Origin of the sequence: Mycetohabitans sp. B46, from assembly GCF_037389205.1 — a bacterium.
GTDB lineage: Bacteria > Pseudomonadota > Gammaproteobacteria > Burkholderiales > Burkholderiaceae > Mycetohabitans.
This window is the reverse complement of record NZ_JADBGL010000016.1, coordinates 1-13,441: the sequence shown is the minus strand read 5'-3', so window position 1 is coordinate 13,441 and position 13,441 is coordinate 1. Positions and strand designations below refer to the sequence as shown.

The window sequence follows — 13,441 nt, the reverse complement described above, 5'->3', positions numbered from 1 at the left end:
AAGGCGGCAGGTAGAGATCCGTCGGAATGGCGCGAGCCATGTCGTCTGCCTGCACAAGCACGATATCTATACAGGCCGGAGCGATATGTTCTGACCACGTGACACCAACCCAATAACCCAGCGATTTGCCTAATGCAGAGAAATCTTCAACAGTGGGGGCAATGGTCTGGGCATGACCCGTTTTAAGCCGATGCTGGATCAGTTTAAGATCACCATCGTCGTTATTTAGCGCCTGCATGGTTTCCAGTTCACACGCTACGCGCATATTAGGTACACCGACAATGCGCAAACAGGCGGGCCGTTCATCAGTTAAATGCGTCTGCACCGCCTCGAGTGTGGTAACCTCTGCTGCCCAATGCAGCTGCGGCGCCTGGTCCAACGATAGCGTGTTAACCGGCCCTTTGCGCAGCACCACATCATAGCGATAACGGCTCAATTCATTATGGTAATCGCCATGCTTGAGCTGAATATCGATCGCCGCGATCTCGTCAATCGTGCGAGGCAGCGTGCTGAAGAAGGCCGGTGCCAGACGCAATTCCTTTCTGGCCAACTGATTTTGCTTGATCCGTCGGCGCAAACTGGCGTAGTCATCCGTCGCGGGATCCGCTTGGTATAATTGGATGGCACTCGTGAAACACTCAAACAAGCGCAAGTCTGGCACATCCCCGACGAAAAGCGCGCCGCCCGGCGCAAGTAGCGCCATGGCCTGACGTAGCACATCAATCAAATAATCAGCGTTCGGGAAATGTAAGACAACGGAATTAATGACGATGGTGTCAAAATAGCCTTGCGGCAAGCCATCGGTAACATGGGCGGCCTGCGTGCGCAACTCAATACGGGCGGTTAAGTCAGCGTGTTGCGCCACTTGTGCCTTAAGCGCGTCAATAACAGGGGCGGAAATATCCGTGCCCCAATACGCTTCGCAGTGGGGCGCTAGGTGTGCAAGCAGCAGCCCCGTGCCTACGCCAATCTCAAGTACCCGCCGCGGTTGCAGCTCACGGATACGTGCAACGGCATCCGCGCGCCACGCTTGCATATCCGTCAACGGAATCGGCTGCCCGTCGTAGCTGCTCTTCCAAATATTAAAGTTTTCACCAAAAGGATAGTGCGCGTCGTCTTGATAATACGTATCGTAGACCTTCTGCCATGCTTCAACTTGGCTCGCCTCCGTCACAAAATCTCGCTCGGCAGGCGCTTGATCCAGCACAATATAGCCAACCAGCTGTTGGCCCCCCGCCTGCTCCTCTCGAGCTATCACCGCAGCCTGCGCGACAGCCGGGTGATGCTGCAGCGCCGCCTCAATCTCACCTAGCTCCACCCGGAAGCCTCGGATCTTGACTTGCTGGTCCGCCCGGCCGATAAACTCCAGCGCACCATCCGAGCGCCAGTACGCCAAATCGCCCGTGCGGTACAGCCGCGCACCGCTCGCATCGAACGGGTTAGCGATGAAGCGCTCGGCGGTCAACCCCGGTCGGCTAAAGTAACCCCTGGCCACGCCCGCGCCGGCTATATACAATTCCCCCACTACGCCAATCGGCACAGGACGCAAGCACGCATCTAACACGTAGGCCGTGGCGTTATCCAGTGGCGTGCCGATCGGGATAGACGCTTGCGCTTGATACGACCCTTGGATCAGATGGCCCGTGGCAATGGTTGTCTCAGTGGGGCCATACCCATTGATCAAGCGCAGTGCGGGACAGTGCGCAAGCACGCGCTGCGCCGCCGCGGACGAGACGATATCCCCACCCACCGTCAGCTGACGCACACGGCTCAAATAGCTCAAGTCACCTTCGGCCATGACCTGAAACAGCCCCGCACTCAACCACAGCGCGCTTACCTGGTGCGCTCGAATGGTCTCTTGTAAAACAGGCACATCCAACTCGCCTGGCGGCACAATGACTACCTGTCCACCCCAGAGCAGCGGCGTCCACAGTTCATACAGGGAGACATCAAAGGCGTGCGACGAATGCAGCAGCACCCGCTCTCGCACTTCAGACAAACGCCGGTCCAGGGCCATGTTGCGCACCGTACGATGCACAATGGCCACGCCTTTGGGTTGGCCGGTCGAGCCCGACGTGTACATCAAATACGCCAGTTGCTCAGGCGAGCAAGCCACCGCGGGGTTATCGCTTGGCTCATCATCGAGTGACGCATCGGCATCGACGACAATGATGTGAGCACTGAGTGCAGCGCAGCGCGCTTGCAACGTGCGATCCGTCAGCATGATGGGCGCGCGCGTCTCACCCAATAACGTGTGCAGCCGGCTGTTGGGCCACTGCTCGTTCAGTGGCAGATAGACGCCGCCGGCTTTGATGATGGCGAGCGCTGCGACCACGCGCTCGGGTGAGCGCTGCATCAAAACCGCCACGGGCGTCTCCGCCCCCACCCCCAGCCGGATCAACCAATGGGCCAGACGGTTCGCTTGAACATTCAGCTGCGCGTAACTGAGCGTCTGATCGATGCACACCAGCGCAGTGGCATCGGGGGTACGCTCGACCTGTTTTTCAAACAACTTGGGTAGCGTTGCGTCAGGCACTGGTTGCGCGGTGGTGTTCCATTCGACAAGCAGGCGCTGCTGCTGCGCTGCATTAAGCCAGTCAACGTCGCTGATAGACCGAGTAGGCTCGGCGTTGAGCGCTTTCAGGAACGTTAGGAAACCATGTTGAGGTGAGGTTAGTTCATTTGCCGTGTCAAATGCGCGGTTCGCATCAAGATCAACCCGCAACATGGGGCTATCGGGCTGAACATGGGCCACGACAAGAAGATTTTCGATCGATCCAGTGGCTAAAAGATGGTTCGTTGACGAAGACGCACCAAAGAGCAGATGGTTATCCACCACCCCGACGTCCAATAGGGAGCCAAACAACCGCTGAGTGGGCGATAATTCTAATACTTGGCGTAACGCACCCATCGGATAGCGTTGATGCCGCAGTCCCTGCTGAATTTTTTGTGCTACTTGATCCTTGAGCACCGAGAGGCTTGTGCTTGGCCGCACAGTTAACCGTACCGGCAGTACGTTGGATACCCTACCGGGGACGCATCGATCCATACTCGAGCAAACCGTCGCCGGGACGCCGAGCACCACGTCCTGCGCCCCGGTTAGCCGATGCAAATAGGCCGCCATGGCGGCAGTAGCGAGTTGGGCTAAATCAATGGCAGAAGACTCAAATGTATCAATCCTTTGGCTATCGGACTGGGCAAGCTTAGCAGTATGGCGTAAGCGAGGATGGAAAGCGCTCGCAAGTTGGCCTGCATACGTCACCGGTTCAGGCCAATTGGTGCAACGCTTAAGCCAATACGCTTTATCACGAGCCCATTGTGCCGAATTGCGATATTGGGCATTTTTCTTTAAAAACTGAGATACAGACCTGAAAGGGCATGGAGCGGGTTTGACACCCTCGCGCATCGCGCTATACACGTGCGCGACGCGTTGTGCGATAAGGTGCATGCCCATGCTATCCATCATGACAGCGTGATAGCGTTGGTACCATAGCACCTGGTCCGAAGCGGTTTTCAGCAATGCATAATGGAACAGCGGTCCTTGTAAAATATCCAACGGCTGCTCATAATCGGCGCGCATCCATGCTTGAGCGGCGGCTTGCGAGTCCGCTTCCGCACTGAGGTCAACCCGCGATAGCGACCACGCTGGTGAGCCGACATATTGTTGAATGCCTTCATCGGTCTCGACAAAATGCAACCGCAGGCTATCCGCTTCATGGATCACCTGCCGCAACGCCGCTTCGAACAAGGCTGGATCAATGACGCCTTCGATGGTCGTATACTGGCCAATGGTATTGGCACGGCTGTCTGAATAGAGCTGCTGGACAAGCGAGATTTCCGTTTGTGCGGTGGATAACGGATACGTAAGCGGCATGACGCGAATAGACATAATTGAGCTCCAATCCAGGCGAGAAGCAATTCTTTTACATAGCTGAAACAGTTAACCAGCCATCTTTGAATTTGCAATTTTTAGCAGTACAAAACTCATACCAGCTATCATGCCCGTTTCTGCTTGTACCAACAGTCAATCTTTCAATGGATAATTCTTAGCAGATACCGTTCCTACCATGAAAAATCGGACGCACTCACTGGCCAACATGACACTCCATGTGCATGCAAAGTCAAACTCAACAGTACATCGTCATACAGCACCGTATGTCCCTACCCAGTGAGCTACAGTAGCGCGCCGACTTGATTAGCTATACTTATGTTAAGCATGGTATCGAACCACGCTGACTGCATTAAACATACATGACCCGCCTATCGGGTGAGCGGTCATACTTTCTGTTTTGCTGTCTATCCATTTGTATGGAATTCGCAAAACCACTTCCCCACTTAGGGAATCGAATCAACTGGTCTCGATAAAGCGTCGCCCCCAATGGGACGATGCAATATTGCACATTAACAACTGAAATATGAACAATTTAACGATATCCATGCCCATGCAGGCTATTGTCCGCACTTAAAACACCAGCGCGTGGCCGCTCACAAAGCAGGTTCAAGGCAAGGAGAGGAGAAGTGGGCATACCACATAAGGACAACTTGGGTCGGTGCTCTGTTAGGGTACTTCGTCATTACGTTCACTCCAGACATCGCCTGTATGAAACGGCAGTCGCGACTGCCGACGAATCATCCCATTTTTGGCTAAACCGCACTGCACACCAGGATGAAGCTCCATTCCCATGGAATGGTTAGCATGAGTACAACCACTATAAAGTGTAATTTCAAGCAACTAAAGCGTTTTCTCTTTCTCAAAACCGACAAAATCGGAACATAAAAGCATTCAAACAGCATGTCGCTGATAACTGGAATGTGACAACAGGCGAGAAATACGACGATATTTATGATATTCATATTTATAAAATTAAGCTTGAATGAATAACATAAAAAAACAATTATCCTTGAAATCAACTTAATTCGATGCTTTGAGAAACAATTAAGAAGCCGCCACATTCACTGACTCAGCCATCCCGTTACTTTGCGGGCTGCACACCGGCGTGGTCAATGTCTTCAATCCGATTGAGCACGCGAATGTCCGTGGCTCGCCCGCTAGCTAAGGGCATCGCACACTGCCATGTCGGCGCCGTGTCGGCGTCCGCGCGCCGAGCTAACCGCCGTCGCGAGCGACTCACCAGCACGCGACGATCTCGCACTTGAGTTGACTGGCAAGCGCAAAACGGGCGCCCGGGCGCCATTGCTTGCCGATCTCGATGACCAGCACCACCCGGCAATCGGCGCGTCGTCCCGACCCGAATCTCGTCGCCATTACCGGCATTGCCGACTTATTGTCGCGCTTCCGCGCTCCACCGACATAAGGCTCACGCATCACCGGCATGCGGATTGCTATGCACGTCGACAGAGATGCCCGCCTGCATCCTATCCCGCATTCAGAGGAGCAACGTTGAACACTTGCTCGACCCATGGGCTACTGGAAGTCGGCCGCAACTGCGACTCGCTGTGCCATGCCGATCGCTTCAGCGTGCTGATCGACGCCGATGTGTATTTTTCAGCGTTGCGCGAAGCCATCCGCGGCGCGCAGCATACCGTTTTCATCGTCGGCTGGGACATCAACAGTCGAATGAAGCTGGTACCACAGGGCGCGGCAGACGGCTTCCCCGAGCCGCTTGGCGCTTTCCTGCAAGCCGTGGCCAGCGCCAACCGACGGCTGCGGATCTACGTGCTGGCATGGGATTTCGCCATGATTTTCGCGTTCGAACGAGAATGGATGCCTGTCTATCCGACCGGCTGGCGTTCGCATCGACGGATCCTATTCCGGATGGATAGCACACATCCGCGCGGTGCTTCGCACCACCAAAAGTTTGTGGTCGTCGATGACCGGCTCGCGTTCGTCGGCGGGCTGGACCTGACCCGCGCGCGCTGGGACACGCCGGCTCACGCTGCAAACGATCCTTGGCGCCGCAACCCCGACGGCTCGCCGTACAACCCGTTCCACGATGTCCACACGGTCTTCGATGGCGAAGCCGCGCGCGCGATCGGCCAATTAGCACGAGGCCGCTGGCGCCGCGCGTGCGGCAAGGCACTGGCGATCCGCGCCGAGCGCAACCTGAGCGGCGCCGATCCATGGCCGTCGAGCGTACCGGTGGACGTGCACGACGTCGTGCTCGGCATTGCATTGACCGCGCCGCCTTACCGCAATGAGCCTGGCGTGCAGCACATCCGTACGCTCACCGTCGACATAATCGAGGCCACGCAGCACAGTCTCTACATCGAAAACCAGTACTTGACCTCCGCTGTCGTGCGCGACGCGCTGGACCAACGGCTCGGAGACCCGCACGCGCCCGACGTCGCGGTGGTCGTGCCGCGCAACCACAGCGGCTGGCTGCAGGAAGCGACCATGGGCGCGCTGCGTGCGCGGCTACACCGTGCGCTCACACGGGCCGATCGCCACGGACGCTATCGGCTCTGGAGCCCATACATCGACGGGCTGCGCACGGGGTGCCTGAACGTACATAGCAAACTGATGATTAGCGACAACGAGCGGCTTTGCGTCGGCAGCGCGAACCTGAACAACCGCTCAATGGTGCTCGACACAGAATGTAACGTCGTATTGGACGCCAACGGCAGCGACCGCGTGCGTGCGGTGATCGCGTCGATCCGAGACCGGCTACTGGCTGAGCACCTGAATGCCTCGCCTGAAGCGGTGGCTGCCGCGCTGCAGCATCATGGTCGCTTGAACAGTGCGATCGACGCGTTGCGGCACGACGCACGCACGCTCACCCCACTGGATCCCACCATCCCGCCCGAACTCGAAGCGTTGGTGCCGGTCAGCGCGTGGGCGGACCCAGAAGTCCCAGTAGAACCGGACGCACTGGTCCGGCAGTTCCTCGACGATGGTCAGGGCACGCGCCCGGCGGCCCGGCTGCTGCGCCTCGGGGCCGTCGCACTCGCATTAGCCACGCTGGCCGCGCTGTGGCGCTTCACCCCTGCCGGTCAGGCATTGAGCGTGGCCAATATCGTGCATTGGAGCGAACGATTGGCCGCATTGCCGCTGGCGCCGGCGATCGTACTGCTTGGCTACGTCGTCGCTTCACTGGCGGCCGTGCCAATCACGCTGATCATCGCCGCCACTGGACTGGTTTTTGGCACATGGCCGGGCGCAGTATACGCGCTGGTTGGCTCGATGCTGGCTGCGACGGCCACCTACTACGTCGGCGTCGGGCTGGGACGCGACGCGGTGCGCCGGCTCGCCGGTTCCCGCGCGAATCGCCTGAGCGAGCGCATCGGCAAGCGTGGTTTGCTAACCATCCTGGTGCTACGACTGGTGCCGGTCGCGCCGTTCTCGATCGTCAACCTGGTGGCCGGTGCATCCCATATCGGGATAGGCGACTTCTTGCTCGGCACGCTGCTCGGCATGGCCCCGGGGACGGTGCTAACCGTGACATTCGCACACCAACTGATCGCATCGATCCGACATCCCGACGCGGGCTCACTCGTGCTGCTCATAGGCATCGGCGCCGCGCTAGTGGCACTGTCGATTCTATTGCACAAGCTGCTGAAAAAACATTGACCACTATGGCCTATTCAGAACTGCGTATTGCGACTTACAACATCCATGGCGCTGGTGGCCGATGGCGACCACGCTCAATGCAACGCATCGCTGACGTTGTCGCCGAACTAGATGCGGACATCGTCGCCCTTCAGGAGGTGCCACTGAACGGCGCCTCCAACGCACCCGGCGTGCTGGACGATTTGCGGCAGGCCACCGGCATGGAGGCGGTTGCCGGGCCAACGCTGCAGACCGAGCGCGGAGACTACGGCAATGCGGTGCTGTCGCGGCTGCCGATTCGCGCGGCACGCACGCTGGACTTGTCGTTCACGCGGCGCGAACCGCGCGGCGCGCTCGATGCGGACATCGAATATGCAGACGGCGTGCTGCGCGTAGTGGCGACGCATCTGGGGCTGTCGGCGATCGAGCGCAGTGCACAGGTGCGCACGCTGCTTGCCGCATTCGACAGCAGCGAGCTGCCGGTGATCCTGCTGGGCGACATCAACGAATGGTTCGTGCACGGCCGTGCATTGCGCGCGCTGGTCGGGCATTTTCGTCGGGCGCCGGCGCCACGCACGTTTCCGGCACGCTGGCCGATCCTTTCGCTGGACCGCATCTGGGTCCATCCCGGGGAATGGCTGGTCGATGTCCAAGTGCATCGCAGCGCGCTTGCGCGCGTCGCGTCGGATCATCTGCCGTTGATTGCGCGCATCCGCGCAAACGGCAACGGTACTCGTCCTCTCGAGATAGCCAGCGTCGCTACCCCAGCGGGCCTGCGAGATAGCGCGACACGCACCGGTGAAGATCCGACCGGGGACATTCGGTCGCTGCCGCGATAGCATCGGCATGGGCCCGCAGCCGACAGCGCATTCTAGTGCGGCGCGCTATCGCGGGGCGTCATGCTACGCACGGACAAGCCGTCCAGGAAACCGCTAGAGCGCACGGCACGCCAGCATGGAGCGAATATGCCCTATAGCGGCCGCGGGATTCAAACCTTTTGGACATACATCCGCGCAGTTCATGATCGTCCGGCAGCGGAACAGTCGATACGGATCCTCCAAATTGTCTAGGCGCTCGCCAGTGGCTTCGTCGCGCGAGTCCACGATGAACCGGTACGCCTGCAAGAGGCCGGCCGGGCCAACGAATTTGTCCGGATTCCACCAGTACGACGGGCACGCGGTCGAGCAGCACGCACACAGAATGCACTCATACAACCCGTCGAGCTGGTCACGCTCCTGCGGCGTCTGCAACCGCTCGCGCTCCGGCGGCGGCGTCTCGTTGATCAGATATGGCCGGACCGAGTGGTATTGGTTGAAAAAGCTAGTCATGTCCACGATCAGGTCACGCACGACTGGCAGCCCGGGCAATGGCCTGAGTTGGATGTGCGCCGGCAGCGATTGCATGTTCGTCAGGCAAGCCAATCCGTTCACGCCATTGATATTCATCGCATCCGAACCACAAATCCCCTCGCGACACGAGCGACGGTAGGCAAGCGTCTCATCGAGGGCCTTGAGCCGTCCCAGCACGTCAAGCAGCATCCGGTCCTCGGGCTGCGGCTCGATCTCGTAGCGTTGCATGCGGGGACGCTCGTCCCCGTCGGGATCGTAACGGAAGACATCGATGATGCGTCGTCGCTGGGTCATGGCAACAAGCTCCGGAAAGTCGAGCAGCAGGAACACGATGGTGCGCAACAACCATTCCCATGCCAACGCGGCGCTGCCGACCCATAACGGCCGGTTCATCCGGCCTCAAATACGCGCAACTCAACGGCAAGGCCGTTGACGCGCTGCTCGATGACGGCAGGTATCGCAGCCTCAGCCAGAAGTGGGGGGTTGGCGCGGACGTGCGCTGACGCTGCCGAGCGGTCCGAACGCGATACAGCCGGCATAGCCGGCAACCTCGTCAATCCAGTGCAGTTGCAGCGCCGCGATATCCCCCCATGCACCACTCGTCGGCGCATCAACGCGCTGCACGCCCTGGGCAAATGGATCCACCGACACCTGCTGCAAGCCATACCCGATACCGACGCCCAGCGCCTTGAGCACGGCCTCCTTGGCCGTCCAGCAGCGGAAAAACCCGTGAGCGCCGTGCATGTGGCCACTCAGGCGCAGCGCACGCTGCTCGGCGTCCGTGCATACCGTGCCGAGCAATGCCTGCCAGTCGAGCACACGCTCGATGCACTCGATGTCCACGCCCACGCAGCGCCTGTCTGATAACGCAATTAGCGCATGCTGGCCTGCATGCGTGACGTTGAACGACAACGTGTCGCCGTAGCCGTCGAGTTCCGGCCGCCCGAAGGGCCCCGACGAAAAGCGCAGCGACAGCGGCACACCACCGGTATGCCTAGCGAGCAACGTTCGCAATACGGCACGTGTCGCAGCAAAGCGCAGCCGATCCTCGTCACGTCGATAACGCAATGCCTGCTGCTGTTCATCGTCGGATAGCCACGGTTGTAGCCGGTTCCACGCAGTGGCAGCGAGTGGGACCCGCACGTGCCACAGCATCACGTCATCGGGCCAGCGTCCGCCGGGGCGCAACAGGGTTGTTGTCGTAACGTGTGTCGCGTCCTCGGTCATCGCTTGTATGCGGGAGAGAAAGTCACAGCCCGTCGCAGCGCTGCGACGGGTACTTGTCGCTTGTGCCCCAATTGTAAGCGATGCGGCCGGACTTCATGGCGGGCCTGCGTCGGCCGTCCTGGGAGTGCGAGCATTTGCCGTCCGCAATCGGTGTGATGAACCTGCCAGCGTTTCCGTGTGGGCGGCGTTTGGTGCCGCGATGCGTCGGGTGCCGGCGTGCGCCCGCGCATTCCCCGGCGCGCGAAGGCTGGCTGCGTCGTCTACGCCGCCCTGAGGCTGATCTACACTGCGTTGGCGAGCAGCGCCCTGCCGGCGCGCGCGCCGTTAGGCTTGCCAATCGCGCGGCTGATGAAGTCGCCCGCCGCGACCACTGCGTTCAGATCGACACCTGTCTCGATCCCCAGTCCGTGGAGCAGATACAACACGTCTTCCGTGGCCACGTTGCCCGTCGCACCTTTCGCGTAGGGGCAGCCGCCGAGGCCCGCGACCGATGAATGGAAGATGGCGATACCGGCCTGCAGCCCCGCATAGATATTCGTCAGTGCTTGTCCATAGGTATCGTGGAAGTGCCCGGCCATGCATTCGAGCGGAAAGACAGATGACACGGCTTCGGCCACCTCCAGCACACGGTTCACGGTACCGACGCCGATGGTGTCAGCGATGTCGATCTCATCGCATCCGAGATCGCGCATCCGGGTCACCACATCGACCACGGCATCGACCGCGACTTCCCCTTGGTACGGGCAGCCAAGCGAGCACGAGATGCTGCCGCGCAACCGCAGTTTGGCATCTTTGGCGGCCTTCGCGACAGGAGCGAAACGCGCGAGCGATTCAGCGATCGAGCAATGGATATTGCGTTGCGAAAACGCTTCGCTTGCCGCACCAAAGATCACCACCTCGTCCACGCGCGCGGCCAGCGCCGCCTCGAAACCTTGCATGTTGGGCGTCAACGCCGAATACAACGTGCCTGCCCGTCTCCGAACGCGTGCCATCACGTCGGCGCTGTCGGCCATTTGGGGCACCCATTTCGGTGACACAAATGACGCCGCCTCGATGTTTGCGAAGCCGGCCGCGCTCAGCCGGTCGAGCAATTCCACCTTGACGTCGGTCGGCACCTGCACTTTTTCCGCTTGCAGGCCATCGCGGGGCCCCACTTCGACGATCTTCACCCAGCCGGGCAGCCCGGACATGCTGCTGCGGGGCGCGGCCGCCGGGTCGCTTCTGTCCTCCGTCATGAAGTCACCTCCAGCGTCAATGGCTGTGCGCCGTCGGCCACCTGATCACCGACCGCCACGCTGTGGATACCCAGGCGGCAACACGCCGCGATGGGCGCGGACAAGCCAACACGTAACCGGTTTCAAATGCGCCATCCCGGCGCGCGCTTCTCGAGGAACGACGCCACGCCTTCACGGCCCTCCGCCGAGGCCCGCACCCGTGCGATCCGCTCGACGGTCTCGTCAATTAACTCGTCGGTCAACGGCCTGTCGGCGATGTCCCGCACCAGCCGCTTGGATTCGGCGACCGCACCGGGGCCATTGGCCACAAGCGCATCGGCCAGCCGGCGCACCGTCTCGTCCAGCGCAACTTGCGGCACCAGTTCGCTGACCAGCCCAAGCCGCAACGCGGTCGCACCGTCGAACGGCTCGGCAGTCGTGAAATAGCGCCGGGCCGCACGCGCGCCCATCGCGCGCATCACATAGGGCGCAATCGTCGCCGGGATCAGGCCGAGCCGCGCCTCGGACAGGCAGAAACGTGCCGCTTCTTGCGCGACAACGATGTCCGCGGTCGATATCAATCCCATCCCGCCGGCGTAGACATCACCGTTAACGCGTGCCAGCACGGGCTTGGGACAGCGGTCAATCGTTGCCAGCATGCGCGCGAGCGTACACGCGTCAGCACGACTCTCGTCGCTCGAGTAGCCGGCCATCTTGCGCATCCAGTTCAGGTCAGCGCCCGCACAGAACGCCACCCCATTGGCAGCGAGCACGATCGCACGGATTTCGCCGCATTGGCCCAGCATGCCGAACACCGACGTCAACTCGGCGATCATCGTCTCGTTGAATGCATTGCGCACCTGGGGCCGGTTCAACGTCACGGTCGCCAGCGTATCCTCGCAATTGAGCGTCAAGGTGTCGTATTGCATCGCTTCGCCTCCTCGCACCCGCAGAACAGAAGAGCCACTAGCGCCTACATGCGGAACACGCTGAAGCGTGCCTCGCCGATTGGCGCATTCATCGCGGCCGACAAGCCCAGGCCGAGCACATCGCGGGTCTGCGCCGGATCGATGACGCCATCATCCCACAGGCGGGCGCTCGCGTAGTACGGATGGCTCTGCTGTTCGTATTGCTCACGGATTGGCGCTTTGAAGGCCTCTTCGTCCTCGGCGGACCAAGTCCCGCCCTTCGCCTCGATGCCGTCGCGGCGCACCATGGCCAGCACGGAGGCGGCTTGCTCGCCGCCCATAACGGAAATCCGCGCATTCGGCCACATCCATAGCATCCGCGGCGAGTACGCGCGGCCGCACATTCCGTAGTTACCGGCGCCGAACGAGCCGCCAATGATCACCGTCAACTTGGGCACCTGCGCGGTCGCGACCGCGGTGACCATCTTCGCGCCGTGACGGGCAATCCCTTCATTCTCGTACTTGCGTCCGACCATGAAGCCAGTGATGTTCTGCAGGAAAATCAGCGGAATCTTGCGCTGGCAGCACAACTCGATAAAGTGCGCGCCCTTGAGCGCCGATTCAGAAAACAGAATACCGTTGTTAGCGACGATGCCGACAGGATAACCCCACAGATGGGCAAATCCGGTCACCAGTGTCGTGCCATAGCGCGCCTTGAACTCGTCGAACGCCGAATCATCCACAAGGCGCGCGATCACCTCGCGCACGTCGAACGGCTTGCGCGTGTCGGTCGGGATCACACCGTACAACTCACGCGTGTCGTAGCGCGGCGGCTTCGGCTCACGCAGTGCAAGCGGCTGCGGCTTGACTCGGTTCAGGTGGCCCACGATGCGCCGCGCAATCGCAAGTGCATGCGCATCGTTTTGTGCAAGATGATCGGCGACGCCGGACAGCGGGTGTGCACGTCACCGCCGCCCAGGTCCTCGGCCGTGACGACCTCGCCGGTCGCGGCCTTCACCAGCGGCGGGCCACCGAGGAAAATCGTGCCTGGCCTTTTACGATGATCGACTCGTCGCTCATAGCGGAACATAGGCGCCGCCGGCGGTACACGAGCCCATCACCACGGCAATCTGCGCGATGCCTTGCGCGGACAGGTTCGCCTGATTGTAGAAGATGCGGCCGAAGTGATCTCGATCCGGGAAAACCTCATCCTGGTTCGCAGGTTTGGCCCCGCCC

Annotated in this window: 7 protein-coding genes and 2 pseudogenes; 2 read left to right on the top strand and 7 right to left on the bottom strand. The window is 60.4% G+C overall.

Features of this window, described 5'->3' with window-relative positions; translation table 11 throughout:
* Window positions 1-610: 610 nt before the first annotated feature.
* Window positions 611-3,874 (bottom strand): annotated as a pseudogene (locus IHE30_RS15255) (amino acid adenylation domain-containing protein); the annotation flags it as partial.
* Window positions 3,875-5,128: 1,254 nt separating this feature from the next.
* On the bottom strand, window positions 5,129-5,335 hold the full coding sequence (locus tag IHE30_RS14030) for a hypothetical protein (RefSeq protein ID WP_337691491.1): 207 nt from the start codon (window positions 5,333-5,335) through the stop codon (window positions 5,129-5,131).
* Between the two features lie 66 nt (window positions 5,336-5,401).
* On the opposite strand from IHE30_RS14030, the gene IHE30_RS14025 reads away from it, so the two are divergent.
* Both IHE30_RS14025 and IHE30_RS14020 read left to right on the top strand, forming a co-directional pair.
* On the top strand, window positions 5,402-7,528 hold the full coding sequence (locus tag IHE30_RS14025; protein WP_337691488.1) for a VTT domain-containing protein: 2,127 nt from the start codon (window positions 5,402-5,404) through the stop codon (window positions 7,526-7,528).
* Between the two features lie 5 nt (window positions 7,529-7,533).
* Entirely contained in the window at window positions 7,534-8,346 is an 813-nt protein-coding gene (locus IHE30_RS14020; RefSeq protein ID WP_337691486.1) for an endonuclease/exonuclease/phosphatase family protein, read from the top strand.
* A 93-nt stretch (window positions 8,347-8,439) separates the two neighbouring features.
* Here the strand turns inward: IHE30_RS14020 and IHE30_RS14015 are convergent, their stop codons facing one another.
* The 5 genes and pseudogenes from IHE30_RS14015 to IHE30_RS13995 form a co-directional block, all read right to left on the bottom strand.
* Window positions 8,440-9,150 (bottom strand): succinate dehydrogenase/fumarate reductase iron-sulfur subunit, encoded by a 711-nt coding sequence (locus IHE30_RS14015; RefSeq protein ID WP_337691531.1) that lies wholly within the window; start codon window positions 9,148-9,150, stop codon window positions 8,440-8,442.
* A 171-nt stretch (window positions 9,151-9,321) separates the two neighbouring features.
* A complete protein-coding gene (locus tag IHE30_RS14010) occupies window positions 9,322-10,083 on the bottom strand; it encodes a 4'-phosphopantetheinyl transferase family protein (RefSeq protein WP_337691484.1) in 762 nt (253 codons plus the stop codon).
* A 281-nt stretch (window positions 10,084-10,364) separates the two neighbouring features.
* Window positions 10,365-11,318 (bottom strand): hydroxymethylglutaryl-CoA lyase, encoded by a 954-nt coding sequence (locus tag IHE30_RS14005; protein ID WP_443193679.1) that lies wholly within the window; start codon window positions 11,316-11,318, stop codon window positions 10,365-10,367.
* A gap of 122 nt (window positions 11,319-11,440) precedes the next feature.
* Complete coding sequence (locus IHE30_RS14000) at window positions 11,441-12,226, bottom strand: enoyl-CoA hydratase/isomerase family protein (RefSeq protein WP_337691483.1); 786 nt, start codon at window positions 12,224-12,226, stop codon at window positions 11,441-11,443.
* Window positions 12,227-12,270: 44 nt separating this feature from the next.
* Window positions 12,271-13,441, bottom strand: a pseudogene (locus IHE30_RS13995) (carboxyl transferase domain-containing protein); the annotation flags it as partial.